Origin of the sequence: Paenibacillus germinis (assembly GCF_013141785.1) — a bacterium.
Lineage (GTDB): Bacteria > Bacillota > Bacilli > Paenibacillales > NBRC-103111 > Paenibacillus_E > Paenibacillus_E phytorum.
This window is the reverse complement of record NZ_WHOC01000183.1, coordinates 1-26,409: the sequence shown is the minus strand read 5'-3', so window position 1 is coordinate 26,409 and position 26,409 is coordinate 1. Positions and strand designations below refer to the sequence as shown.

20 protein-coding genes and 3 tRNA genes are annotated in these 26,409 nt (G+C 44.7%); 6 read left to right on the top strand and 17 right to left on the bottom strand.

Annotated elements, in window-relative coordinates; translation table 11 throughout:
- Positions 1-31: 31 nt before the first annotated feature.
- From rfbD to GC102_RS35335, 4 genes are all read right to left on the bottom strand, one after another.
- A complete protein-coding gene (rfbD, locus tag GC102_RS35350; protein ID WP_171693673.1) occupies positions 32-907 on the bottom strand; it encodes a dTDP-4-dehydrorhamnose reductase in 876 nt (291 codons plus the stop codon).
- Positions 904-1,917, bottom strand: coding sequence for a dTDP-glucose 4,6-dehydratase (rfbB, locus tag GC102_RS35345; RefSeq protein WP_171693672.1), 1,014 nt, complete (start codon positions 1,915-1,917; stop codon positions 904-906). The genes rfbD and rfbB overlap by 4 nt, the downstream gene beginning before the upstream one ends.
- 3 nt (positions 1,918-1,920) lie before the next feature.
- Positions 1,921-2,637 (bottom strand): sugar phosphate nucleotidyltransferase, encoded by a 717-nt coding sequence (locus tag GC102_RS35340; RefSeq protein WP_171693671.1) that lies wholly within the window; start codon positions 2,635-2,637, stop codon positions 1,921-1,923.
- A gap of 453 nt (positions 2,638-3,090) precedes the next feature.
- Positions 3,091-7,719: a WIAG-tail domain gene (locus tag GC102_RS35335; RefSeq protein ID WP_171693670.1), complete on the bottom strand. Its 4,629-nt coding sequence runs from the start codon at positions 7,717-7,719 to the stop codon at positions 3,091-3,093.
- A gap of 285 nt (positions 7,720-8,004) precedes the next feature.
- On the opposite strand from GC102_RS35335, the gene GC102_RS35330 reads away from it, so the two are divergent.
- Positions 8,005-9,105: a YheC/YheD family endospore coat-associated protein gene (locus GC102_RS35330; RefSeq protein WP_171693669.1), complete on the top strand. Its 1,101-nt coding sequence runs from the start codon at positions 8,005-8,007 to the stop codon at positions 9,103-9,105.
- A 44-nt stretch (positions 9,106-9,149) separates the two neighbouring features.
- On the opposite strand, the gene nagZ is transcribed toward GC102_RS35330, so the two are convergent.
- Together nagZ and GC102_RS35320 are read right to left on the bottom strand one after the other, a co-directional pair.
- Entirely contained in the window at positions 9,150-10,427 is a 1,278-nt protein-coding gene (nagZ, locus tag GC102_RS35325) for a beta-N-acetylhexosaminidase (RefSeq protein ID WP_171693668.1), read from the bottom strand.
- 69 nt (positions 10,428-10,496) lie between these two features.
- Complete coding sequence (locus tag GC102_RS35320; protein WP_171693667.1) at positions 10,497-10,793, bottom strand: transposase; 297 nt, start codon at positions 10,791-10,793, stop codon at positions 10,497-10,499.
- 516 nt (positions 10,794-11,309) lie between these two features.
- Between GC102_RS35320 and asd the strand changes: the two genes are divergently transcribed.
- Together asd and GC102_RS35310 are read left to right on the top strand one after the other, a co-directional pair.
- The gene (asd, locus tag GC102_RS35315; RefSeq protein WP_171693666.1) at positions 11,310-12,098 is read left to right on the top strand and encodes an archaetidylserine decarboxylase; all 789 of its coding nucleotides are present in this window, start codon (positions 11,310-11,312) and stop codon (positions 12,096-12,098) included.
- A 29-nt stretch (positions 12,099-12,127) separates the two neighbouring features.
- On the top strand, positions 12,128-13,387 hold the full coding sequence (locus GC102_RS35310; protein WP_171693665.1) for an MFS transporter: 1,260 nt from the start codon (positions 12,128-12,130) through the stop codon (positions 13,385-13,387).
- 576 nt (positions 13,388-13,963) lie between these two features.
- Here GC102_RS35310 and GC102_RS35305 read toward each other — a convergent pair.
- The 6 genes from GC102_RS35305 to GC102_RS35280 form a co-directional block, all read right to left on the bottom strand.
- On the bottom strand, positions 13,964-15,406 hold the full coding sequence (locus GC102_RS35305; protein WP_171693664.1) for an NAD-dependent malic enzyme: 1,443 nt from the start codon (positions 15,404-15,406) through the stop codon (positions 13,964-13,966).
- Positions 15,407-15,898: 492 nt separating this feature from the next.
- Positions 15,899-16,642 (bottom strand): glycosyltransferase family 2 protein, encoded by a 744-nt coding sequence (locus GC102_RS35300; protein WP_171693663.1) that lies wholly within the window; start codon positions 16,640-16,642, stop codon positions 15,899-15,901.
- A 4-nt stretch (positions 16,643-16,646) separates the two neighbouring features.
- On the bottom strand, positions 16,647-17,642 hold the full coding sequence (locus tag GC102_RS35295; RefSeq protein WP_246321300.1) for a glycosyltransferase family 2 protein: 996 nt from the start codon (positions 17,640-17,642) through the stop codon (positions 16,647-16,649).
- Between the two features lie 62 nt (positions 17,643-17,704).
- Positions 17,705-18,502, bottom strand: coding sequence for a glycosyltransferase family 2 protein (locus GC102_RS35290; RefSeq protein WP_246321299.1), 798 nt, complete (start codon positions 18,500-18,502; stop codon positions 17,705-17,707).
- A 149-nt stretch (positions 18,503-18,651) separates the two neighbouring features.
- Positions 18,652-19,557, bottom strand: coding sequence for a phosphotransferase (locus GC102_RS35285; RefSeq protein ID WP_171693661.1), 906 nt, complete (start codon positions 19,555-19,557; stop codon positions 18,652-18,654).
- Between the two features lie 15 nt (positions 19,558-19,572).
- Positions 19,573-20,553 carry a phosphotransferase gene (locus GC102_RS35280; protein WP_171693660.1) on the bottom strand — a complete coding sequence of 327 codons (981 nt, stop codon included), beginning with the start codon at positions 20,551-20,553 and terminating at the stop codon, positions 19,573-19,575.
- A gap of 247 nt (positions 20,554-20,800) precedes the next feature.
- On the opposite strand from GC102_RS35280, the gene GC102_RS35275 reads away from it, so the two are divergent.
- The 3 genes from GC102_RS35275 (at position 20,801) to speD (ending at position 23,375) form a co-directional block, all read left to right on the top strand.
- A complete protein-coding gene (locus GC102_RS35275) occupies positions 20,801-21,391 on the top strand; it encodes a GNAT family N-acetyltransferase (RefSeq protein ID WP_171693659.1) in 591 nt (196 codons plus the stop codon).
- Between the two features lie 115 nt (positions 21,392-21,506).
- A complete protein-coding gene (locus tag GC102_RS35270) occupies positions 21,507-22,817 on the top strand; it encodes an aminotransferase class I/II-fold pyridoxal phosphate-dependent enzyme (RefSeq protein WP_171647736.1) in 1,311 nt (436 codons plus the stop codon).
- A gap of 186 nt (positions 22,818-23,003) precedes the next feature.
- On the top strand, positions 23,004-23,375 hold the full coding sequence (gene speD, locus GC102_RS35265; RefSeq protein WP_171693658.1) for an adenosylmethionine decarboxylase: 372 nt from the start codon (positions 23,004-23,006) through the stop codon (positions 23,373-23,375).
- A gap of 64 nt (positions 23,376-23,439) precedes the next feature.
- Here the strand turns inward: speD and metK are convergent, their stop codons facing one another.
- The 5 genes from metK to GC102_RS35240 all read right to left on the bottom strand — a co-directional run bounded on the left by metK (position 23,440) and on the right by GC102_RS35240 (position 26,385).
- Positions 23,440-24,645 (bottom strand): methionine adenosyltransferase, encoded by a 1,206-nt coding sequence (metK, locus tag GC102_RS35260; RefSeq protein ID WP_171693657.1) that lies wholly within the window; start codon positions 24,643-24,645, stop codon positions 23,440-23,442.
- Positions 24,646-24,679: 34 nt separating this feature from the next.
- On the bottom strand, positions 24,680-25,894 hold the full coding sequence (gene mtnK / locus GC102_RS35255; protein WP_171693656.1) for an S-methyl-5-thioribose kinase: 1,215 nt from the start codon (positions 25,892-25,894) through the stop codon (positions 24,680-24,682).
- Between the two features lie 232 nt (positions 25,895-26,126).
- Positions 26,127-26,208, bottom strand: a tRNA-Leu gene (locus tag GC102_RS35250).
- Positions 26,209-26,224: 16 nt separating this feature from the next.
- Positions 26,225-26,296 (bottom strand) — tRNA-Gln (locus GC102_RS35245).
- A gap of 16 nt (positions 26,297-26,312) precedes the next feature.
- Positions 26,313-26,385, bottom strand: a tRNA-His gene (locus tag GC102_RS35240).
- Positions 26,386-26,409 lie beyond the last annotated feature (24 nt).

Sequence of the window (26,409 nt, the reverse complement as noted above, 5' to 3'; positions counted from 1 at the left end):
CTGCTTCGGTTACCGATTCTTGGTTCTCCAATTAATGCCCAGAAAAAAGTCCTCCTTCATCACTTTGCTTGAGATTACCCATATAAGCTTGTAACGCAGATCGCCAATCCCTTAGTGGAGTTAGCCCATTCATGCGAATTGCCGCACATGCTAATGCAGAATTAGCAGGTCTTAGAGCAGATTGCTCAAATTGATGGGAAAGAATGGGCCGTACTTGCACATGGTCAAAGCCCATTTCTTGTACAATAGCTTGAGCAAGCTCAAAGCGCGAACAAACTCCCTCGTTAACTACGTGATAAATCCCATAGTTCTCCTTGCTAAGCAGCTCCGTAATAAATGCTGCGAGATCCATAACATAAGTCGGAGAGCCGTAGCAATCCGTTACGACAGATATTTCATTTTGACTTCGAGCCAGCTTATAAATGGTGTTGACGAAACTTCGCTGACCCATACCGTACAACCATGCTGTTCGAACGACGAAATGTTTGCTACAGTACAACTCTACAAATTTTTCGCCGAGTAGTTTGGTAGAGCCATATATATTTATGGGTGAAGGACAATCCGATTCGATGTAGGGTTCCTTTTTCATACCATCAAATACATAATCGCTGCTAATGTACACCAGTTTGGCACCCACTAACTCTGCAGCTTCAGCTATATTCCGCGTTCCGAACGCATTAATATGAAATGCTGTATCAGCATGCTTCTCTGACATATCCACATCTGTATAAGCAGCTGTATGGATGATTACATCCGGCCGATGCATAAGGATCGTTTCCTTTACTCTATTAGGGTTAGTGATGTCAAGCTCTGCTCTTGTAAGAGGTATTACTTCATGCGCACCAAATAAGAATGACACCAAGGTCGAACCCAGTTGGCCGGCGGCGCCCGTAATTAATATTTTCAACAATGATCACCCCCAATAGGGTCCAACCCATTACCCCGATGAGAGCCTTCAACTATTTTTCTTAACCACTGTTCATGATTGACATACCATTGTATGGTTTTTTTGATCCCTTTTTCGAATGGTGTTGATTGTTTCCAACCGAGCTCATTTCTAATCTTTGAAGCGTCAATCGCATACCTCCTGTCATGACCGGGCCGATCCTTAACGTAATGGATGAGAGACTCCGTTTTCCCTAATTCAGCCAAGATACAGCGAATGATCTCGATGTTCGTGTATTCATTATTGCCGCCAACATTATACACTTCGCCGGGTGTTCCGCCATGAAGCACTAGGTCAATCGCATTACAATGGTCTTCGACGTATAGCCAATCTCGTACGTTAAGGCCGTCACCATAAAGAGGAACCCTTTGATCGTTCAAGACTTTTAAAATCGAAAGAGGAATAAGCTTCTCTGGGAATTGATTCGGACCATAGTTATTGGAGCAACGGGTAATCATAGCGGGGAAATTATAGGTATGATAATAAGCACGTACCAGCATATCCGCTCCTGCTTTGCTAGCCGAATAAGGGCTATTTGGTGCTAATGATGTAGTTTCTGTGAAATACCCCATTTGGCCGAGAGACCCATAAACTTCATCCGTAGAAATTTGGACAAACCGCTTAACATCATGCCGCATGGCCACTTTTAGCAAGGTGTTAGTTCCCTGGATATTCGTTCTTACAAAACGGAGTGGATCTTCAATACTCCGATCTACATGGGACTCTGCAGCAAAGTGCACGACCGCATCAATACCTTCGCCAAATATAACGGACAATAGCGATTCATTAAGAATGTCCCCTTGAATAAAATGATAGTTCGACAGATTCTCTACTTCTGACACATTGTCCCTATGAGCGGCATAAGTGAGCAGATCCAAATTGTACACGTGGTATTCAGGATATTTTTTCATCATGTACAAGATGAAATTGCTTCCGATGAAGCCCATACCTCCGGTTATGAGTAGTCTCATACGCTATTCTCCTTCCAACAGCTTCGAACCGGCGTCATACAAAGATTGAATAGTTCCAGCATCCGCCCACCAGCCCTCTAAGATGTTGTACGTGAGTGTACCTTCTTCCGCATAACAATTGTTTACATCCGTAATCTCTAGTTCACCGCGCCCTGATGGCTCTATCGTTTGAATAATATGAAATACCCCATAGTCATACATATAAATGCCTGTAACACAAAAATTAGATTGTGGTTGCTCCGGTTTTTCTTCGATGGAGACGATACGATTTCCCTCGATATGGGGGACGCCATATCTTGTGGGCTCTTCGACCTCTTTCAAAAGAACCATTGCTCCTTGATCTTGAGCTTCATAGGCATGAACATAATCCGTCAGAGGGTCCTCGAACAAATTATCTCCTAAAATAACTACAAATTTATCCTTCGGTTGTATGAAGCCGTCTGCAAGAGATAAAGCTTCAGCTATCCCTCCTGCTTTCTCTTGTATTTTATAAGTAAGATTAACACCCCAATCCTGCCCGCTTCCTAAGAAATCCATGTACATACCCGCGGACTGCTTCCCAATGACGAGTAGGATATCATGAATACCAGCATCCTTCATTTTCCGAATGGAATAATGAATCATAGGATGCTTGCCTACAGGCAATAGATGCTTATTAACCAATTTCGTTAAAGGTCGTAAGCGTGTACCTGTGCCTCCTGCCAAAATGACACCTTTCACTGAGGTCATGCTCCTTTCATCTGGATTGATGCTTAGAAGAAACACCTACTCATAGATATATGCATATCTACTTTTCGTGGTCTGTACCAATAACCAAAAAATTGTGAAATAACGGCTACAGACTAGGAGTAAAAAAAAAGGCTGTCCCAAACCGGCCGACTATATCCCATGAGTACCGCCAATTGTTGCTTCGAGCACGTGTATAAAAATTCTTTTCTCAAACACAAAGTGCCCGAGCTTCTTGAAGCATTAAATAGAGGCATGAGGAAACGAGTATCGGTTGGCAGCTGATGCATGGTATATTGAATGTACAAAAGAAACCTCTCCTTTGAGTTCGATGGTTGCTCGACACTTCCATTTTTCCAAGGTTTGGTTTCTTTTTGTTTATACACATTATGAAAAGGGCTGCCCTTAAGGTCTATTGACCTTTTGGGAAAGCCCTAGGACAATTCATTATGCTTTGGAGCCAATAGCAATCCAGTTCACAATGCCATGCAAGTCAGGTGAAAATTTGGCTCGAACGACGGAAACTACGGCTGTGTCTTTTAATTTTTGTTTAGCAACAATGTGGCAAGCAGGATGATTGGCTATCGCCGTAATGACATAATTTTCATCAGCAAAAGGTTCATCAAAAGTGATTAACACTTCCACGATTTCATCCTGTACTTTGAATTGAAATGGAATGAGACCGAACTGCTGCATGGATGCAGGCTTTGCTGCTGGAATGTGTATCGTTTTGAAAGACAGGTTCTCAGCTTGAATCGCACCTGGAGCAATATGCCTGGATTCAATAATGTCTGCAGCCAGTTTTTCGCTTGTAATCGAGCTATCTGCAATATGGGAGCTAGTTACCGCCCCATGCCCCAACTTGCTGCTGTCTACGCTGCTTGTTGCCAGTTTATCACTGTTCACTGCTCCGTCTTGAAGCTGCTCTCTCCCTACAGCTCCCAAGGTTAGCTTACTGCTACCCACACTGCCTTCCTGCAGCTTCGTTCCGTCTACCGCACCTTGCGCTAAGTGATTGCGATCCACTGCCCCGAACGCTATCTTCGAGCCATCGACAATATGATCGGCCAGATGCTCTCGGATGATTGCACCATTCACTATTTTACTGCTATCCACACTGCCTGCCGTCAGCTTGTTACCATCTACCGCGGCTTCAGCCAGATGTTCCTTCGTTACTGAGCCAGCTGTAATCTTACTGCCATCTACACTGTCTGGGGCCAACTTCGAGCCTGACACAGCATGATCAACAAGGTGTTCACCACTTACCGAGCCGCCCGCCAGTATACGACCATTCACACTGTCAGCAGCCAGCTTCGCCTCATCCACAGCACCGTCCGCCAGATGTGAATTCGTAACCGCACCTGCGGTGAGCTTACTTCCATCCACACTGCCAATGGTCAAATGATAGGTGCTGATGATGCCAGAGGCCAACTTGCTGCCATCAATACTTCCTGCTGCTAGCTTCGCGCCATACAACGCGCCATCTGCAAGATGATCGCCGCTAACCGCACCTGCGGTCAACTTACTGCCATCTACACTTCCTGCGGCCAGTTTAGCCCCATCGACAGCACCGTCAATAAGGTGTGCGTTGTTGACGGATGCAGCAGTCAGCTTGCTGCCATCTACACTTCCTGCGGCCAGCTTCTTACTATCCACAGCACCTTCTGCAAGATGAAAACCACTAACTGCGCCAGATACCAGCTTGCTGCCATCTACACTGGATGGCGCCAGCTTGCTGCTGGTAATGATTCCGTCTTCCAAATGCTCATTCGTAACCGCACCTGCCATTAGCTTGCTGCTGTCCACACTGTTTCGGGCCAACTTTGTTGCATCGATGGATCCAATAGCGATGTGATCGCTGTTCACAGCCCCGGTGACTAACTTACTGCTGTCAACAGTCCCCGCTGCCAGCTTCTTACTTGTAACGGAGCCATCAATGAGGTGACCGCTGCCAACCGTTCCTTGCGCTAATTTACTACTTCCTACGCTGCTATCTGCGAGCTTAGACCCATCCACTATGCCATTCCCTAAGTGTTCATTATTTACAGCGCCTGCCGCCAGCTTCGATCCATCTACTACGCTATCAATGAGATGTTCCCGATGAACCGAACCCGCCATTAACTTAGTCCCATCCACACAACCTGCTGCCAACTTCACAGCATCAACAACACCGTCTGACAGATGCTCATTCCTTATTAAGCCCATTGTCAACTTACTGCCGTCTACGCTGCCTATTGCCAGCTTCGCTCCATACACCGCGTTATCCGCTAGATGATAATTACTAACAGCGCCAAGTATCAATTTGCTCCCATCTACCGAATTCGCAGCAAGCTTATCATTATCAACAGCACCGTTAGCCAGGTGTTCAGTGTCAACAACCCTAAGACCTAGCTTTGCACCATCCACAGCACCATCAGACAAATGTTTGCTCGCAACTGATCCTAGAGATAGCTTCGTACCGTCTACGCTGCCCAATGCCAACTTCGAACTACTTACAGCACCATCCACTAAGTGCTCATTATTTACAGAAAGCGCTGATATTTTGGAATTCGTGACAGCACCGTCTGCCAAATGTCTTCCACTTAGCGCGCCGCTCACTAGCTTGCTGCCATGAATACTTTCATTAGCCAGTTTAGCCGCTGTAATCGCCCCGTCTGCGATGTGCTCACTATTGATAGCCTTCACTGTGATTTTGCGGCTAGTCACACTCGCATCTGCTAAGTTGGCTTCCATTACCGCTTGGTCTCCTAGTTTCTTCGTTGTGACTGCTCGATCCTGGAGTACCCAGGACGATATGGACTCAGCCTGCAGATGCTGGGTTCCAACCGCTCCGTTTGCCAACTTCTCTTCTGTAACAGCTCCTTGAGCAAGTGTTTCAGAAGTGATCGATTCTTCGACAAGTTTACTTCCTTCCAGACTTCGGTCAGCGAAGATACCGATATTAATCGATCCTTGGGCTAAATGTTCGGACGTTATTGCACCTGGTTTAATGTGCAGCCCATTAATAATATTCTCTTGTAAATGGCGAGTTTCTACAGACATCGAGGCCATTTTGCTGCTCGTGACAGCTTCTTCCGCGATTTTACTCGTTGTAATGGTTTCATCTTGCATATGAGGGGTTGCAATGGCTTCCTCAGCTATGTGTTCGCGCTGAACCGCCATCCAAGCAATTTGTTTCTCGCCGATTGCATGATCTGCAATATGCTCCGAAAGAATCACATTTAACCCGATCTTATCCCCGGTAACAATCCCATTCTGAAGATGCTCTTTACCAATTGCCTGATGCGTGATGTGCTGACCAAGTACGGCTACATCCTTCAAATGGATACTACTAATGATGCCTTCCTGCAAATGTCCTGTTTTGATGGAACTCGGAGAGATTTTATCTGAAGTGACACTGTCTTCCTTCAACTTCGAAGTATCTACACTGCCATCCGATAATTTCTCATTCGTCACAGCACCCGCTTCAAGCTTAGCGGTAGTAATGATATGATCTGCCAAATGTGTATTCTGTATGGATTGTGCGTTAATATGTCTTCCTTCAACCGAGCCTTCGGCTAATTTAGAAGAGGTGATCGTTCCATCTTGAAGCTTTGAAGGTGTTATTTCACCATCAATCAAATGCCTATTACCAATCGTTTGACTGCGAATGTGCCTTCCTTCAACAAGGTCTTCTACCAATTTAGCTGATGTAATGGACCCATCTTTCAGTTTCGAGTTCGAAATGATAGCATCCGCAAGATGCTGACTTTGAATGGCATTAGGATGAATGTGGTTATCCGTAATGAGGTTTTCTGCCAACTTATCCGATGTAATGCTTCCATCCGAAAGCAAGCTTCCATATAAAGCACCGTTCGCAATATGCTCCGCATGAATCGAGCTTGCAGCGATATGACGACTGGTGATTGCTTCATCGGTAATATGTTCACCATAGATGGAGGATTCCTGCAAATGTTTCGTCTCAATCGCAAGTGAAGCAATCTTCCCGCTCGATACAGCCATATCCGCAAGCTGATCCGTATTTACGGATTCCCACGCCAGCTTCTCTGTTGTGATCGACTCATTTTGCAAATGAAAGTTCTCAATAGCAAGATCAGCAATATGCGTTGCTTCAATTTGACGGGGAGCAATGTTATGGCTCTGAACACTGCCATTAGCCAAGTGCTCTCCATAAATACTGTGTGGTTGAAAATGAACAGAGGTAATGCTCGCATTGGCGATTTTCTCTTCGGTCACAGCCTGATCTCTTAACTTATCCGTTGTGACGGAAGCATCCGTCAGCTTGGCGGTATCAATAATATAATTGGACAAATGCTTTGCTTGCACCGCGCCACTATGAATTTTCTCTCCAGTTATAGCTTGATTATCAATGAGTTCGCTCGTAATGATCAGCTCAGACAAATGTTGTGGAAGAATGGACCCGTGAGCAATTTTTAAGGAATCAATGGTTTGATCCGCCAGTTTATCGGCTGTGATACTATTGTCCAGCAGTTTACTACCCGGAATGGATTCATCCTGAATTTTATCACCCAAGATACTATGCGGAGCAATATGTTCATCGTTGATCGCTTGATTAGCGATTTTATCTCTTGTTACACTTCCCGGAGCAAGCTTCGAATGCTCGATCGCAAAATCCTTCAGAGCTTTAGTGCCGATACTGAGTGGTTTGATTTTGCTCTCATCGACAGAGCGATTGGCAATTTTCTCCCAAGTAATCGCTTCTTCCACAATATCATCTGTATAGACGACAGGGTTTACAAATTTCCCCGTTTTCCTTTCAGAGAGCAATAATAGCGGTGGGGGAGCGGTGGAAGTAGTGGAAACCTTCATTTGATTGGATTGCTTGCTAATTTTGGTCGTTTCTACTGGGGATTTTACATTCCCTTTGACTGGCGGTTGTGTATCACTCGTTACCGTTTTATGAACGGGTTCTGCTTTCTCGACTTTCTCGGCTTTCTCCTGATTGACTGGATCTGATACTGGTTCAATTTCATCTATCCAATCCAGTTCGTTCACCCTGCTGGAGTTCACTTTTTGCACATAAGGTCTTACTCTGCTGCTCTTACGCTTACTCATAGACTCCTCTCCATTCTCCAAGAATTAGTCACTTGTAACATATTCAGTCTCCGCCCGATAGGTACGCTAGCCCGAGAAAATGTGCGCTAACCTAGATAAATGGCCGAATCCACCAACTACTCTCTATACATATGCGGATTAAAAGGCAAAGCGTGGGCATTTGTTCCATTTCTCCTTGGAAAGTATCAGCAACTGTACAAACAAGCTACCCTGCTTTTCCATAAACTGAATAGGAGTCACAATTTCATCAAACCCAGGCCCTCTGAAGGAGAAGGAGTGAAGTAGATGGCAAATCCCTATGTGGGTATTTTAGTCAACGATTCCTTATACGCAGGCATTCCCCTAGGGAACACAAAGTATGAAGCTATTCAATATTATGATGAAGCTGGCAAGCAATACGGTGTAACCCCTTGTTATTTCCGCCTCCAGGATGTCCAAATCAATAATATGCAGGTACACGCTTATGTACAAGAAGGACTTTGCTTTGAGCTAAAATGGTTGGATCTTCCCAAGGTTATCCATAATCGAGCGATTTATTTGGACCATACTTCTTATCAGAAAATGGAGGAATGGACAAAACGAGGCGTAATCTTGTTTAATAGATGGAACCGCTATAGCAAACTGCGCATTCACGATCTTTTGCTGAAAAATGATAGCATTCGCCCCCATCTGCCAGGGACTTATCCGGCTACCATGAAAAATATGAAAATCATGATGTCAGCCTACGATTCTCTCATTATTAAACCAACCAATTCTAGCATCGGGCGTGGCGTGATGAAGATGGATCGCCATGTCAAGAGCTGGAAGCTCATTTACCCAGCAAGCATGAAGATCAGTAACCGAATCTGGCGGACAGTAAGCTTCCGTCATTACCTTCCTTTGACCTTACGACGCAAAATCCAAAGCCATACCTACATGATTCAGCAGCGCCTGCCTCTGGCTACATTTGATGGCCGACCATTCGATCTTCGCATATCTGCTCAACGCGGGGCATCTGGCGAATGGGGAATAACAGGTATGGTTGCGAAAGTCGCATCACGTAAGCTCTTTCTCACCAATGTAGCGCAGGGTGGAGAAGTGCGAAGTTTATCCGATATTCTATCCACCGAATACCCTCACCTTAATCAAGAGGAAGTCATACATCAAATTACCGACTTCTCCCTGCGTGTCGCCCGGCATCTCAGTACAGAATTGCCCTACTTAGCTGATATCGGGCTCGATGTAGGGATCACAAGCGACGGATTTCCATTGTTTATTGAATGTAATGGAAAAGATCAACGCTACAGTTTCCTTGAAGCCAACATGCAGGAGATATGGAAAGCTACTTATTTTAACCCTATCGCCTATGCCAAATTCTTGTTAGATGGCGGCATCCCCCCACTTTAATCGAAAAAAAACACCGTGCTGCGAATAAATCCGCAGAAACGGTGTTATTTGTTTGCTTTAGTCCCTAGTACGCTTTGCACCTCAGCATTCAGTTTCTTCGTATCAGGAACTTTAATCGGACGATCATGCAGTTGGTATTTCTGTTTCACCTTCGTGACTTGACGAACACTTTGGTTGATGGTTTCCATCGGAATTCGCCCGGATTGAACGGCTTTTTGCAGTGCGTCGATGACCGTGACGACCTTCTCATAGTCATGTCCGACCATAACGATATTTGCCCCCGCAAGAACAGACTTCACGGCAGCCTCACCCAGATCATAGTTCTTGATAATGGCCCCCATCGTCATATCATCTGTCATGATGAGTCCCTCAAACCCCATTTCCTTACGCAAAAGATCTGTCATAATCTTTTTCGACATCGAAGCAGGATTCTGAGCATCCACTTTAGGCAGCAATATATGAGCGACCATGACCGCATCAGCCTGATGCTTGAAAGCTTCTGCGAACGGAACCAGCTCAAGTTTACGCAAACGGGCGAGGTCATTTTGGACGATCGGCAGTCCCACATGTGAATCTACCGAAGTATCACCATGCCCTGGAAAATGCTTTACAACAGGGACAACCTGCTGATTCTGCAGTCCGTTCATCATTTGAACACCAAAGCTGCTCACAATAGAAGCAGTAGATCCGAAGGAACGATCTCCAATGACCGGATTATTAGGGTTACTATTGACATCCAGATCGGGTGCGAAATCCATATTTATGCCATAGGCATTTAGTTCTTTCCCGAGCAGTTGACCGATATTATAAGCGAGCACAGGACGACCCGTTTTACCGATGTCTTTACTGGTCGGTGTTTTCGTAATCTCATCTGGCAACCGTGTCACTCTGCCGCCTTCTTCATCTACTCCCAGCCAAAGCGGAAGCTTATTCACGGCATTCGTCTGTTTCAATTCATTAACAAGACCTACCAGTTGAGTCGTATCTTTCACATTAGGCTTGTATAATATAATCCCGCCAACGTGATAGGTTTTAATCAGTTCGCGTGCATGTTCATTCATACTGTAGTCATCGATTCCCGCTATAATCATCTGTCCTAGCTTTTCCTCCAGCGTCATCGCCACAACACCGCTTGTTGCGACTGGTGTTGGTGCTGGTGTTGATGTCGGTGTAGGTGTAGCTTCCACTCTCGGCGGTGTCGCGGCGGGTGCTGGGGAAGATGGACTGTCTCCCGGGTGAGACGACGAACAGCCAGTTAAGAGCAGTGAAAACGCAGCTGCGAACACCGCGCCCCTGATCAACAAAGGTATATCTCGTTTCATCTTCATCTACCTTCCCTTTTGGACCTAATCTTCTTAACGATCTTCTACCTAAAATTGTTGCAAGACAGATTATTCACTTCTAAGCTCCTTCAGCGTCCATCTCAATAACGTGTAGATCCCGTAACACCCCAAGTAAGCTCCGCTTAACAGGAATAGCCAATTTTGAAAAATGCCGTGAATATTCGTCATAAAAACCGTCTCATCTCTTAAAATCTCGTATATAGCGAGCACGCTGATAATACCAAACACATAGGCACACCCCACTGCCAGCACATGATAGACAATTCGGCACATTGTGAACAGCCAAGCACTTATTAGCATGCTAATCGGAATCAGAATACTAAGTACCACCATTATTATAGACATGTTGTTATTTCACCTCATCAACAGCATTGACGGTTTCCTTTCCGGAAATACCAAAGGCATATTGATCCATTTTGTGATATGATTAATATTGAAAGTAAAGCGTTTACATAAAGGCTTCTCCTGCTAGGATCCGGGTCGCATCCATCACAAGGAAAAGAGGTCTATTAATGAAGAAGAATATCGTCTTACAGTATTCGCTGCCCTTAGATGCTTCCTTTGAGCTAATCGCAAGCTGCAAGTCCTGTACGAGTATTTCTGATCATTCATCTCGAACCCCTGTCCAATGTATCAAGTTCGCCGGCTCCTCTGTTCCCATCTCCGTTAACCTCGCTACCTGCTATACCTGCGGGGATTATAAGCAAAGCTAGCATATTCCACCTCAAACAGCCATTAGGCTGTTTTTTTCTTGCGCTTACCTTGCATTCCTTCCTCATTCGACAATTGATTCTTTTACCTTTCTGTGGCAAGATTAGCGAAGAACAATATAAACACGAATGAACAGGAGTTTTTTAATCTATGTCTAAACCATTTTTTCGATTGCTAACGGAGCTGTCTTCACGCAAATGGGTGTCCCAAGTGACAGGTGCTTTTGCCAGATCCAAAGCAAGCCGGATCTTCATTCCTCGCTTTGCCCAAACCTACGGAATACGCATCGAAGATGCTGAGAAGCATTTACAGGATTATAAATCTTTGAATGATTTCTTCACACGCAGATTAAAGCCAGGGTTACGCCCTATTCACGAAGACCTAACTCGTGTTGTAAGTCCTGTTGATGCCAGCATTACAGGTATCGGCGACATCAAGGAAGGCTTGATTGTGAATGTCAAAGGTCAAGACTACACCATCGAAGAGCTGCTTAATCGTTCGCCTCGTACGGTCAACTATAAGAATGGCTTTTATTTTGTTCTGTACCTTAGTCCTACAGACTACCACCGCATTCATTCGCCGATTTCAGGTGATGTGCTTGAGAGCGAGCATGTACTTGGGAAAGTATATCCTGTGAATGAGTTTGGCCTTCGTCATATGAAGAGAGTACTAAGTCGTAACGAACGGTTAATCACCTTTATCCAGCACAATGCCGGTGAAGTTGCTGTAGTGAAGGTTGGGGCACTTAACGTAAGTTCTATTCAATATGTGAAGCCTCTTCCCAAAACGCTTGAGCGAGGTCAAGAACTGGCTTACTTCGAGTTTGGTTCAACAGTTGTTCTCCTTTTTGAAGATGATATGTTTGAGCCTCGCCCAGATCTGCAGCTCGGTTCTAAAGTTAAAATGGGAGAAGACCTCGGCCGTTTCCTAGAAAAATAAAGGAATCTGTGACTGGAGAGGAGAAAACCATGGCGTCCATTACAGCATCATCTCCTGAACAAAGCTCCAAGAGCTTACATGGTACCGGAGACGTCAAACCTACCGTTTATCGTATTTTATTCGCAATTGGTCTTGTCCATTTACTCAACGATTCGATTCAATCTGTCATTCCTGCTATTTTTCCCATACTAAAAAGTGAGATGGGACTTAGCTATACACAGATTGGTTGGGTGCAGTTCGCTATTAACTTCACGGCTTCCATTATGCAGCCGGTTGTGGGCTTATACACAGATCGCAAGCCTTCACCCTATATGCTGCCGATTGGCATGGCCTCTACCCTTACGGGTATGCTGCTGCTCGCATTCGCACACTCGTATTGGGTCGTATTATTGTCTGTTTGCTTTGTAGGTCTCGGATCAGCCGCCTTCCACCCGGAGGGATCTCGTGTCTCTCACATGGCCGCGGGAGGTCGCAAAGGTCTGGCTCAATCCATTTTCCAAGTTGGCGGTAACGCCGGTCAATCTTTGGCTCCCATGATGACCAAATGGATTTTCATTCCACTTGGGTTATTCGGTTCCATATGGTTCACAGGCGTAGCAGCAGTAGCTATCGCTGTGCAATTATATATTGCTCGCTGGTATAAATCCGTACTTCTTGCCACACCGGTTAAAGCTAAGACAATCGTACAACGCACCGTTAGCCCACAGCGGCGCAAGCAAGTCATGTTTGCGATTTGCCTGCTTATTTTTCTTGTGTTCGTCCGTTCTTGGTATGGAGCAGCAATGAGCGGCTACTTCGCCTTTTTCTTGCAAGATACATACGGCATGTCCATCGACCGCGCACAGGACTTTATCTTCTTGTTCCTAGCGGCAGGAGCCGTTGGAACATTTTTTGGCGGTCCGCTTGCAGACCGCTTCGGTAAGCGTAATGTCATTTTCTTTTCCATGCTTGGTTCAGCACCGTTTGCTTTGCTGTTACCGCATGTGTCGATAACTTGGGCTTACATTTTACTTGTGATTATCGGTATCATCCTATTATCTAGCTTCTCCGTTACCGTTGTGTATGCCCAAATGCTGTTTCCTGGGAAGGTCGGAACCGTATCTGGCTTAATTACAGGCCTAGCATTTGGAATGGGCGGCATCGGAAGTGTCGTCCTTGGCAATCTCTGCGACACCATAGGTACGACGCGTGTTATGGAAATGTGTGCATTCCTACCGCTCCTTGGCATCCTGACTTTCCTTCTCCCTTCGGATCGCAAGTTAAGACAATGGACAGAAGAAACTAACTAGCAGAAAAACCTTGTAAGGCAAGCTGAATGCATCAGCTGCTGAAACAAGGTTTTTTCGTATACATGTGTAGGCAAGTGGGGTGATTTCTTGCATTTCCTTGTTGGCTGCTAATCAATTAACTTGCTGCCTGCTAAGCCATTGCCTTGATGCTACAACCACTACCTTGTTACCTGCTAATCCATTCCCTTACTACCACTTACCCATTACCTTGCTGCCTGCTAATCCATTCCTAGTCGTGGCATGCCAACTCTTCCTCAGTGGTTGTTCACCCCCTCCTTCTGCCGCCACACTTTTAAGGAACTGTTCGAACAACATTTGCTGCAAAACATGCAGTTAATTTCTAATGAGCTGTTCTTTCCTCATCAATTAGCTGCATTTCCTACATCAAATTCACCCGAAAACGCCCTTTTGCCCATTTAGGAGAAATTAGCTGCACATTTTGCAGGTAATTCCCCAAAAAGGACGTCAACTCATAATTTTGATGCACTAACTGCATCTAGTGTGGTTTGGCGCATCACGCAGAAACAAAAAAAGTTCGGAAACACCTCATTGAGGTGTACCGAACTGCTAACTGACTTATTCGTGGTGTTGTGCATCATGTGTCTCACGCTGGTTGCGGCGACGGGCCACACCGGATTCATAGGCGGCTTCCATAACCGCTTCTCTTACCTTCTCAACAACAGCCGTGTTGAACACACTTGGAATAATGTAATATTCGTTCAATTCATCTTCATTTACTACCGATGCAATGGCTTTGGCTGCAGCCAGCTTCATTTCTTGTGTGATGCGTGAAGCACGGCAATCCAGCACACCGCGGAAAATCCCCGGGAAGCAAAGAACATTATTAATTTGATTCGGGTAATCCGACCGGCCTGTTGCCATCACACGAACATAAGGTTCAGCTTCCTCCGGCGTAATTTCCGGTGTTGGGTTTGCCATCGCGAACACAATCGGATCTGTGCCCATTCTCTTTACATCGTCAGCCTTAAGTACACCTGGCCCCGATAACCCAATGAAAATATCAGCACCTGGTATAACATCAGACAGAAGTCCTTTTTGCAAAAATGGATTCGTATTGTTTGCATACCATTCCCAAGCCGAATTCGTATAGCTCTCTCCGCGTACAATTGCGCCTTGACGATCTACACCGATAACATTTGTAACACCGGCAGCTAACAACATCTTCGTACAGGCAATCCCCGCAGCTCCAATGCCCGTGATAACTACTTTACAATCTTCCAAATTCTTGCCTACGAGCTTAACAGCATTGAGCAGTCCTGCAAGAATAACTACCGCCGTTCCATGTTGATCGTCGTGGAAAACAGGAATATCGAGTTCATTGATTAATCTTTCCTCAATCTCAAAACAACGTGGCGATGAAATATCTTCTAGATTAATACCACCGAATGCTGGTGCAATCGCTTTGACCGTACGAATAATTTCTTCGGTATCCTGCGTGTCCAAACAAATTGGAAATGCATCTACACCCGCCATCTGCTTGAACAGCATGGCCTTCCCTTCCATCACCGGCATCGCCGCTTCCGGACCAATATTTCCTAAACCGAGGACCGCTGTGCCATCCGACACAACAGCAACCGTATTCCGTTTTATCGTTAATGAGTGTGCTTTAGAAGGGTCTTCATGAATTGCCATACAAACCCGAGCAACCCCCGGTGTATATACACGGGATAGGTCGTCCCGATTTTTAATAGGCATTTTCGGAGTAACTTCGATCTTGCCGCCCAAATGCATGAGAAACGTTTGGTCTGAAACGTTAATTAAACGGACGCCAGGAATATCCTTCAACACTTTAGTTATCGATTCCGTGTGTTCGGGGTCGCTTACTTTTACGGTAATATCGCGCGTTGTTGTTGTTTTACTAGCTCGTGTTACGTCAATCGCGACAATATCGCCGCCTGCTTCACCTATAGCTGTAGCAATTTTCCCAAAAGTGACCAATTCTTTATGTATTTCCAAACGCACAATAACGCTTGTGCCTCCACCATTTAACCCCGCCATAATAAGGATCACTCCTAAGTAGATAATTAATTGACCATCATGTTAGATCATAGCATACAATGTCAACCTTGCCAAAAATCATATTGGTCATTTTGTGACAATTTCATAAACATGTAGCAGGAGCGAAAGCGCCGCGGCGAAACCAAACGATCTAGATCGTATGTCTTTATTCAGGCGGCATAGACGTTTGCCCAATCTGCCAATGCACCGACTGCATATGTTATGACAGGTGAGGTGGAAGAGGTCATCGATAGCATGACTAAGATGGAACAGGCAATCGCCAAAAACATAGATGCTATAATGGTTTCATGAACGCCTACGGCGGATTTATTAAGGCGATTTCCAGGGAAATCGCCGATTTTTGTCGACTTGTCATTCGTATTGAAAAACCCCTTGGCAATTTGGTGAGTTCTAAGGGGCATCATTTTGACAGCAAGGATACAACTTTACCACATTGAGAAAGTGACCTTGATAGGTCGATCATGGAACTTCTTATAAAAACTGCAGAGGATCCACTTTCCATTTTTTGAGAAACCTTCTGTGATTTTTGTGGACCAATTTGGACAGCTGTTCCTTATCCATCTTATTGAAACTTCTGCTGCCGTGATGGTGAATGATGACATCCCCTGCCAGCATAAGCTCAAATCCAGCTAACCTGGCGCGATAACAATAATCGTCGTCCTCGTAATGGCCGGGTGTAAATCGTTCATCTAACAAGCCAATCTTGTTCATCAATTCCCTTTTGAAAAGGAAGCATAAGCCAACCAATCGGTTGAGAGGCATCCGTAGTTCCGGGTTCTGCATATTAGCTGTGGCGGCAATTTCGTGAAACTGGGATAAATCCGTATAGCCGGAATCCTTCAGCTGCCTGCCGCTCGTGTAATTTGTATAGGGACCGACGATACCGATGCGTTCGTTGCTGTAAAGGCAGCTTAGCATATTCGATAACCAGTTGTGGGTAACAACGATATCGTTGTTCAGCAAGAGAAGCGCGTCTCCAGTCGCTATCTTAAGTCCCAGATTACATGCTGCAGGAAACCCTTTGTTTTTAGGCAGGGAGATCAAGCGAATTTTTTCCCGTAAACAGTAATTTGGAGTCCCGTCTTCAGAGCCGTTGTCCACTACAATAATTTCATAATCTTCGTGTGTATAGTTACGGATGGCCTCTACACATTCTCTTAGCAGTTCCAGTCCGTTATAGCTAGGAATGATAATGCTTGTTTTAATGTTGTTCATTTACCTAGCCTCCCGCCAAATGCCTTTTTCGCATGTTATCTTTGAAACTAAGCCTATTGCCACGGCGCGACATGACTTTATGCAAAGCTTCCAGGTGATCGCCGATAATCAGTTGGGTCATGGGATTATGCTGCCCGTGGTTGATATCTGATCTTCGATTGATATTCAGGACGTTTATGCTGGCCGAAGCCTTCACTTTTAACTTCTTTTTCATGGCAATCACTTGAGCCAGAGGCGGTACGGACAGATTCGCCAAACCTATGGTTTCCACAGCTGACCTAGAGAGGGCGTGCGGTATAGCTGTCATGGAGTTCGCCATTAAGTCGGCTCTTCCCATGGCCCGATTGACGAATTCTTTAACAACCGATACCGCGTCACGGTGAACCAATTTATGGATAAAAGGGCTTATGTCATTGAGCGCAACATCCGTTCCCTTATCAACCGACTGTATAAAAGGGATAAGCTTTCTATAGGAAATGTGAATATCCCCGTCAAGAAACAAAAGAATGTCCGACTGAGAGACTTTGGCTCCTATCGATCTCCCGACATCGTGTCCAAGCGCTTCTTCATAGTGGAGCACGATCGGTGCGGCAGGGTGTTCCCTAATGCGCTCGAAGCTTTTATCATTCGACCCGTTAACCACTACGATGACCTCGTGAAAAGGGAGGTACACAAGCTCGTCAAGCACCTTGGAAATCATGTCATCCTCGTTCTTGACGCTTAGAATGGCAGCGACATTCTTATCTGTGGGAAGCGGGACCAAGCGTGTGTATTTCTCCCCAATCTCCGAATAAAATCCTTTGAAAAACTTACGCGCTGCGGAATGATAGAGTGTAGTGCTTAATGCCCGGGGAAGACGGGATGCCCATTTGTTCCAATCATGATTCATCGCAGATTTCGCGGGCTCAAAGCCTCCGGTTTCTTTCTCGAAGCGGGAGCCATAATGTGATCCCGCCTCATAGGCCTTTCTTTTCCATCTTTTGATCTCTTTTGTATTCATTTGAGGTCGGGTGGATTGGGAGGTCCGTTTTGATTTTAATTTTGACTTCACAGCCCTTATCATTATTTCACCATCTTTCTATTCCGGTCTAGATCGGTCATTCCTCCACGGGGATCGGTTTTGTCCAATAGATGTTGAATAGCTTCCAGGTGATCCCCAATAATTAAGTCCTTCAACGGGTCATTTGGACCTCGACGTTTTCGTGGATTCGTTTTGCCTACTTCAAAATAGTGGACACCTTTAATCACTAAACCTTTATTAGCTGCGATTGTCTGTGCTTTGGGGGGAACCGTCAAATTCTCCGCTCCGATTTTCTCCAAAGCTTTGCGGCTTAGGGCATGGGGAATAGTCGTTAAAGAAGCACCTTTCAGGTGAGGTAAGGACAACATGTTGTTTAATGCGTACTTGGAAAGAACAACACTGTGGACATTTTTTCTTGCCAACGTGCCGTTATATTTGTTTAAGGCGACATCCACGCCGTTTTTTACCGCATGAACCAGTCGTTTCAATGAATTGGTCGAGAATACGATGTCTCCATCCAGAAACAAAAGAACATTTCCTTTGGCTGCTTTCGCCCCTATGCTTCTTCCTACATCATGGCCCAAAGCCTTCTTATAGGTAATCATCTTGGCCCCCATTTGTTTAGCCAATTGGCTGGAGCCGTCCCGTGATCCGTTCGCTACAACGATAACCTCTGTCTTAGGATGAACCTTTCGAGCATTGGCGATGACCCTGGCGATCGTCCGTCTTTCATTCATAAGAGGTATAATTACAGAAACTTCTGGGTTTTTGGAATTAAGTATACGGTGTGGGGGAGTGGTTTTCTTCTCTACGACACGGACTCTTTTGGGTAACGTCAAAAAATACACCTCCAAGATTAGCATTCTTCCAGTCTTACCCCATTGTATGTCCCTGAATGATATATGTAACGGCATTAGTACAGGTCTAGGTACAGATGCATAAAAACAGGAAAAACGCCAGCTTTATGCGGACGTTTTTCAGTAAATACTTATAATATCTTACGCAAAGTTTTCTTATAACCCGAAAGTCTGCTGGATGATGGAAGCTCAATATGACGAGGGTAATGATTTCCGAATTGTTTCATGGCTCGGACAAGCGGATAGGGGAGCAGGAGAAGCATATACAACAAATGCCGATCTTCAGCAGAAAGGGGACGTTTCCGGTCGTACTCCTCGATTCCCTTTAGGACGCCTCTTCCGTTCCAAGGATAGTTCCGGTATAAAATATGGGCTAAATCTATCATTCTTACGTTCATAGACGCATTCTCCAGATCAATCAGATGAAGATGATTGGAACGGTCCAATACTAAATTAGGATAATTGTAATCGCCGTGGGAAAAAGCCCCTGCCTTCCGTTCCGTCTCTAAAGCACTAGCAATAGCAGGCTTTTGGCTGAACGCTTCAGCTTTATGGCAGCAATCGATAAAACGGTCGAGACTGCCACCATAACGGCTAATCTCCGAACGGTAATTGCCTGGTCTCCGGTATAGTTCGTCATAACGGATTCTGCCTTTTGGTACCCCTTCAGCAGTAACTCCTTCCGCTAGGCGATGAAATTTTGCAAGAGTTCGGAACCCCTTCATGAGCTCCGATTCTCGGGTAAAATTCGGTGACCGCCCCTTCACCCAATTGGTCAGCAGCCAATATTGACCCCTGTGAAAGGACCAAAGCTTCTGGCCGGGGCCTTCAACAGGTTTAGGGGTATACCGATAGCCTTTATTGTCAAGATGTACAAAAAGCTTTCTTATAAAGGCAACCTCGTCTTCCCCGGTTTTATAAGGTTTATAACAAAGAGTACGTCCCGTTGTAGTGAAGACTTGGTAGACGTCTCGAATCTTCTTTCTCCTCTTAACCCTTAAGCCGAAATCCTTATTGAAATCAGTCCATAACGGCATGTTAACCCTCCCTCACTACTGCCTAGACCAGGTATCAATCCACTTGATGGCTATAAGCCTATTATTCCAGGTTTTATTTAAGACATTTAAAAGGGGACCATATTTACGTCCGTTCATAGCATATTGGCAGACATACCAGGCCTCTCTGGGGATGCGGTATAGGGCGCTGATCAGCTTTTTCTCTCTACGGAGAAGCGGTCGCACCCCTTCATACCCCTTTAGGAAGGCTGCCATTTTTGAAGGTTCAAATCCCGCCGTATTGGTAAGTGCTACGACCAAATCGTAATAACTAGAGCCTCGTTTCATTAAATCCCAGTCGATCAAATAAATACGGGTTTTCGATTTCAGGGTATTTGCTACGGTAACATCCCCATGCACGAGGGAGGGAAGCCGGCATTCCCCCCTCAACATTGAGCGAATTTCTGATGTTCCAAGCGAATGTATGGCATCTCGGCTTAATTCAATACAGAGATCCCCATGATGCCTAAACCAAGTTCCCGCTTCGGTAGGCTTTCTCCGAAGCTTCTTCAATCGCCTTAGGAATGCGTAATAGTTTCTCCTATGGCGCAGCGTAACCGAATCGGGTTGGCGAGGAAGCTTCAAGCTGCGCGAAACGGAATGCAGTCTGGCTAACATTCCCCCCAACTTGATAAGATCCTCCTTGCTGCTGCTCATTTTTCTGCCCTCGATCCAATCGGTTAAATAAAAAAGCTTTCCCCCCTCCTGCTCCCAATATTTCCCCGAACGGGATCTTAGCCATTTGGGCATGCCGTGAAAGCCTCTTTTGTGCAATTTGACCGCATAGGATGATAGCTGGATTAGACGGCTTTTCGATCCTATAAAAGGTTTAATCATATATGATCCTTTGTTCGTCGTTACCCGGAATGCGGCAGTTTTTTTATACTGTGAGGAGTAGGAGCGGGTCTTTATGATAGAAAACCCATAGGAACGAGCGATTTTACTGAAAATTAATCGATAGCCATGCGTTCTAGCCATTAAACGTCTCCTTCCTAAAAGCCTTATAAAGCATTGCCTTTACAATTTATTAATAATAATACGGATTGGTGTCCATACCCCCGGTGGAAAATCCAAATATTTGAATTCCACGTTAATTCCTCCGATCCTCAATGTCTAGACTGGTACATATAAATAAAACTAAATTGGATCTTTCTATTACTCCACTTTTCAATTATGCTAACTAAAAACTCATATAAATAACCCAATGACAAGGAGAACATTCCCAATGAATCTACAACCTCTTATTTTAGAAGGAGAGCGTGTCGCCCTGCTGCCTATGCAATTATCCCATATAACCGGCCTACTAGAAGCGGCTGCGGATCCAAACATTTGGGCATATATGACGCCGCTTCTTAGTTCCGCAGATGTGGAGAAGTTTGTTCACCAAGCACTTGAAGAACAAAAGGCAGGACTGGGCATCCCTTACAGCGTTTACGACAAGCATACCGATTCTTTCGTCGGCAGCACACGTCTCTTCGATATCTCAGCCCAACATCGGAATCTGGAGATCGGTCATACCTGGTACAATTCCCAAGTTTGGCGTACACGCGTCAATACCGAATGTAAATATTTACTGCTGAATCACTGTTTCGAAACATTAAACCTTCTCCGCGTCCAACTAAAAACGGATCTACGGAACGAACGCTCCCAAACGGCTATCGCTCGATTAGGCGCCCAAAAAGAAGGGATTCTCCGTCAACATCGTATACTTCACGATGGCTATATACGGGACACCGTCATGTTTAGCATCCTCGACACCGAATGGCCTGAAGTTAAACAGCGATTAGAAGGTTTTTTAAATAAAATAGGCGTTTAATTCCATATCCAAAACCAATCCGAAAATATTTGTTTCTCGCAGTGACGTACACTTGTTAAAGTGGTATAATAACTGCAAAAAATGAATAGCTCATTGGAAGGAATGACCCACTCTTATGAATCCTCTGGCACGACAGTTAAACGAGACCCTGGAACGTGAAAATTCTCACGTGCATGACATGCTTTCTGCATTAGGTAGATCGATTTACTTCCCGAAAGAAGGCATTCTCAGCCAATCTGCTGAAGCAAAGGCCAAAGCCAAGAAATACAATGCTACTATCGGTATTGCTATCGAAAACGGTCAACCTATGCATCTGAAGGTCATTCAAGACACACTCTCCACCTACGCACCAAAAGATATATATGAATATGCACCACCTGCTGGTAAACCTGAACTTCGTACAGCATGGCGCAAAAAAATGCTCGAGGAAAATCCCGAGATTGGCAGTAAACTGATCGGTAACCCGATTGTTACGAATGCCCTGACCCATGGTCTTAGCATTGCCGCTGACCTTTTCGCAGATGTTGGCGACGCAGTCATTATTCCAGATAAAAACTGGGAAAATTACGAGCTCACCTTCGAAATCCGCCGCGGTGCCCAAATCGTGAATTACCCGTTATACAACGAGCAGCAGAAATTTAATGCAGCTGGACTTCGTGAAGCTCTTTTTGCTCAAAAGTCCAAAGGCAAAGCGATCGTTGTCTTGAACTTCCCTAACAACCCGACAGGCTATACACCAGGGGCTGAAGAGGGGAAAGAAATTACGGCTGCCATCAAAGATGCTGCTGAAGCAGGCATCAACGTCATCGTACTTACGGACGACGCCTACTTTGGTCTTTTCTTCGAAGGTTCCCTGCATGAGTCCTTATTTGGTCAGTTGGCTGACATCCACCCGCGTGTGCTCGCTGTCAAAATCGACGGAGCTACCAAAGAAGAATACGTCTGGGGCTTCCGTGTAGGCTTCATTACGTATGCAGGCCAAAGCGAAGCACTTCTCAGCGCCTTGGAGCAGAAAACAATGGGGATCATCCGTGCGACCATTTCCAGCGGTCCTCACCCGTCTCAAACATTCGTGCTTCATGCGCTTAACTCTCCAGAGTTTGGCCAACAGAAACAAGAGAAATACGAGATCATGAAAGGCCGCGCTAACCGCACCAAGTCCATATTGGACAGCGGAAAGTTCGATGACGCATGGGGCTACTACCCCTTCAACTCCGGTTACTTCATGTGTTTGAAGCTCAAAACCGTTGATGCCGAAGCCTTACGTGTACACTTGCTGAATCAGCATGGTGTAGGGACTATCGCCCTCGGATCTACTGACCTCCGCGTTGCTTTCTCTTGTATTGAAGAAGGCAGCCTCGAGGAGCTATTCAACCTCATTTATCAAAGCGTTAAAGAAATAGAAACCGTCTCCGCAAGCAAATAATAAGAACAAAAAAGAGCACTTCCTAACCTCAAGTTAGAGAGTGCTCTTTTTTGTACTTCTCTTTAATTCGACATTTTCGAGCAACCCTTTCGTGGCTTTTCACTAGAACTAGTCACTCTACTAGATCACTCTTCATTTTTAATCATAGAATAATTGTGAAGCTGAAAATTTGAAGGGGTGATAGATTTGCAGTACTCAACATATGGCAGGCATACGGTTGTTGACGTTTGGGGGGTAGATTCCAGATTTCTTGATAATGTTGATTTTTTACGACTAATTATGGTTAATGCAGCAGAGAAAAGTGGTGCTACCGTGCTGTCAGTAATCCATAAAAAATTCGATCCAAGTGGTTGTTCAGTACTTGTTCTTCTATCTGAAAGTCATCTTTCCATTCACACATATCCAGAGGAAAGTTTTGCGGCAATCGATGGTTACACCTGCGGAAAGAGAGTAGACCCTAAAATAGCAATCGATTATTTAATTGATATATTAAAGCCCAAGAAAATGTATGCAAAAACATTAATTCGCGGTTCCAATGAAATAGATGTCTTAGATTAATATAAAAAGCCTCTTTCGGATGGAGAGGCTTTTTGTGTTGAGTCATATGCGTAATTGTTAATGATCATTCCCTTATTGCTGCTTCTTTTTGTAACAATTCCGCTTTATCTGTCTGTTCCCAAGGAAACTCAACATCTATACGCCCAAAATGCCCATAAGCTGCCGTGTTCTGATAAATAGGTCGGCGTAGATTTAGCATCTTAATAATACCTGCCGGACGAAGATCAAAGTGATTCCGAACTAATTGAATAAGGTTGTCATCATCAATGATTCCAGTACCAAATGTTTCGATAGCTATACTAACAGGATGTGCTACTCCAATCGCATAAGCAATCTGAATTTCACACTTTTGAGCGAGACCTGCCGCAACAATGTTTTTGGCTACGTAACGCGCGGCATAAGCAGCCGAACGGTCAACCTTGGTGGGATCTTTACCCGAAAATGCACCTCCGCCATGACGAGCATAGCCACCATAAGTATCGGCAATAATTTTACGCCCCGTTAATCCTGCATCTCCCTCTGGACCACCGATCACAAAACGACCCGTTGGATTAATAAAATATTTTGTTTTTTCATCTATTAAATCAGTTGGAATGACAGGCAAAATCACAAATTCATTCAAATCCTTTTTAATTTGTGCTAGGGACACTTCAGGATCATGTTGAGCTGAGATTACGATCGTATCGATACGGATAGGTCGATCACCCTCATATTCTACGCTGACCTGTACCTTCCCGTCGGGACGTAAATATGGTACTGTACCATTCTTGCGTACTTGAGCCAATTGATACGCCAGTTTATGGGATAGAGCTATCGGCATTGGCATCAATTCCTTGGTTTCACTACACGCAAAGCCGAAAATCAATCCTTGATCGCCAGCACCGGTTCCTTCAATCTCATCTTCATTCAACTTGCCTTCACGAATTTCTAAAGCTTGGTTGACCCCCATTGCAATATCAGGAGATTGCTCATTAATGGCGATTAAAACTGCACATGAATTGGCATCGAAACCGAGTTCAGCTCGTGTATATCCAATGTTACTAATTGTTTTTCGAACAACTTTTTGATAATCAATAAACGCATTTGCCGTAATCTCGCCGGTTACAAGAACAAACCCCCGACCCACACAACATTCACAACCAACACGTGCATACGGATCTATCTCGTATATAGCATCTAATACACCATCAGAAATTTGGTCACATAGTTTATCAGGATGGCCTTCAGTCACCGATTCAGAAGTAAAGAGATGGTTTTTTTTAATAGTCATATACACGACCTCCCAAATAATAATCCTCTTTTTATTACTCCCCCCACCCTGCTATCTGTCTAACACGGGATGTAATGTCGTTGATTTTTTGCACTTGCCGCCTTTCTAATACTAATTTTTGTCCGATCGAAAGCGCTAACTTTTCAGCTTTTGCCCGTAAACTAGGATCACTTATACTTTCCATATCCCATACATGTGATAGACCTATAATTCTACGAATCATTTTACAACCCGCATAGCCCGCAGCATCCTCAAGTATTTGGAGTAAGTAATGATCTACGTATCCCGGGATTACCGCCATTCTTTCTTTAGATTCCTTTTCCCATAAATCCCTAAATTCTTTTTCAAAGTACGTCCATATTTGTTCGATCATCGTAAGAAGATACGCTTGATATTCAATTCGTTCCTGAGAGTCCGGAGTGTGTCCTTCGTGGGAGAAAAAGCTAAGTAATAGGTTTCCTATCACAGCACCGATATCAAATCCAATAGGTCCATAAAAAGCGAACTCCGGATCAATCACCTTAGTATCCTCTTTCGTTACCATGATGCTGCCGGTATGAAGATCCCCATGGATGAGTGCCTGGGCATGAGTGAGGAAACCTTCCTTTAATTTGGCTACCTCAAGTTTCAGTTGGTTATTCTCCCATATTTCAACCACCTTATCTGCTATCAATGGATTAAATTGATTGGTTTCTGAATTGAAATAGGGATCCGTAAAAATGAGAATTTCGGATATCTTGCACATTTCCGGATTTGAGAACTGCACCACTTTTTCCTTTTTTACTTGAGAGGGCAATGCAAAGTCAGAAGTTAAATACAAAGTCCGTGCTAGAAAAGTGCCAATATGACATGCAAAATGAGGATAACGTTCTCGGGCAACCAATCCTTTACGCATATTAAGGTGGTTCGATAAATCTTCCATCACAGTCAATGCCATCGCACTATCATAATGATAGATAATAGGCACAAAACCTGGGCAAATAGACTGTTGAATAATATATGCCTGACTTTCAATTCGTGCTCGTTCAAGGGTCAATGGCCAAGATTCCCCAACCACCCGCGCATAGGGAAGCGCCTGCTTTAGGATGATGCTTTTTCCTGAACCTTTGTCTGTAATACGAAAGACGAGATTCAAATTTCCATCGCCGATCTCACTGCAATCCAACTGTGCATTTGACATAAACATGTTTCTTAACTTTCGGGCATAATTCATAGCTCTATATTCGTTAAGGGGTTGGTACTGAAGCATACTATCATTCCTCCTTCCTCCTCTTATAGAAAAGTAATACTATTCTATTAATAATCGAAGAAAGAGATTTTGGTGTATGCAAAAAGCCAAAATAGTAAAACAGACTACATATTTAGGCCATTCTAAGAGAATCTAGATGGAAGCAAAATGTTTGGCATGACTGTATGTTACAAATCATCCGTTGAAACACAAAAAACCCTTAACTAGTAAGGGTTTCTTGCTTAAATAGGGATGCGGTCGGAGGGATTTGAACCCTCACGCCTTGTGAGCGCCACCCCCTCAAGATGGTGTGTCTGCCGTTCCACCACGACCGCATATGAAATTAGAAAACTGGGGATCTAGGATTTGAACCTAGGCATGACGGAGTCAAAGTCCGTTGCCTTACCGCTTGGCTAATCCCCATTATTAAAGGGAAAAGGGCGACCGATGGGACTTGAACCCACGAATGCTGGATCCACAAACCAGTGCGTTAACCCCTTCGCCACGATCGCCACAGTAGGGATTTATTCCCTGAA

Coding starts and splice junctions, on each gene's coding strand:
- metK (WP_171693657.1), bottom strand. CDS start 24,645: ATGACTATTAAAAAAAACCATCTCTTTACTTCTGAATCGGTGACTGAA.
- GC102_RS35275 (WP_171693659.1), top strand. CDS start 20,801: ATGAATCTACAACCTCTTATTTTAGAAGGAGAGCGTGTCGCCCTGCTG.
- GC102_RS35295 (WP_246321300.1), bottom strand. CDS start 17,642: ATGAATACAAAAGAGATCAAAAGATGGAAAAGAAAGGCCTATGAGGCG.
- GC102_RS35320 (WP_171693667.1), bottom strand. CDS start 10,793: ATGTCTATAATAATGGTGGTACTTAGTATTCTGATTCCGATTAGCATG.
- GC102_RS35330 (WP_171693669.1), top strand. CDS start 8,005: ATGGCAAATCCCTATGTGGGTATTTTAGTCAACGATTCCTTATACGCA.
- mtnK (WP_171693656.1), bottom strand. CDS start 25,894: ATGCTTCAGTACCAACCCCTTAACGAATATAGAGCTATGAATTATGCC.
- GC102_RS35280 (WP_171693660.1), bottom strand. CDS start 20,553: ATGGCTAGAACGCATGGCTATCGATTAATTTTCAGTAAAATCGCTCGT.
- GC102_RS35305 (WP_171693664.1), bottom strand. CDS start 15,406: ATGGCGGGGTTAAATGGTGGAGGCACAAGCGTTATTGTGCGTTTGGAA.
- GC102_RS35335 (WP_171693670.1), bottom strand. CDS start 7,719: ATGAGTAAGCGTAAGAGCAGCAGAGTAAGACCTTATGTGCAAAAAGTG.
- asd (WP_171693666.1), top strand. CDS start 11,310: ATGTCTAAACCATTTTTTCGATTGCTAACGGAGCTGTCTTCACGCAAA.
- GC102_RS35270 (WP_171647736.1), top strand. CDS start 21,507: ATGAATCCTCTGGCACGACAGTTAAACGAGACCCTGGAACGTGAAAAT.
- GC102_RS35310 (WP_171693665.1), top strand. CDS start 12,128: ATGGCGTCCATTACAGCATCATCTCCTGAACAAAGCTCCAAGAGCTTA.
- GC102_RS35285 (WP_171693661.1), bottom strand. CDS start 19,557: ATGCCGTTATGGACTGATTTCAATAAGGATTTCGGCTTAAGGGTTAAG.
- nagZ (WP_171693668.1), bottom strand. CDS start 10,427: ATGAAACGAGATATACCTTTGTTGATCAGGGGCGCGGTGTTCGCAGCT.
- rfbB (WP_171693672.1), bottom strand. CDS start 1,917: ATGAGACTACTCATAACCGGAGGTATGGGCTTCATCGGAAGCAATTTC.
- GC102_RS35300 (WP_171693663.1), bottom strand. CDS start 16,642: ATGAACAACATTAAAACAAGCATTATCATTCCTAGCTATAACGGACTG.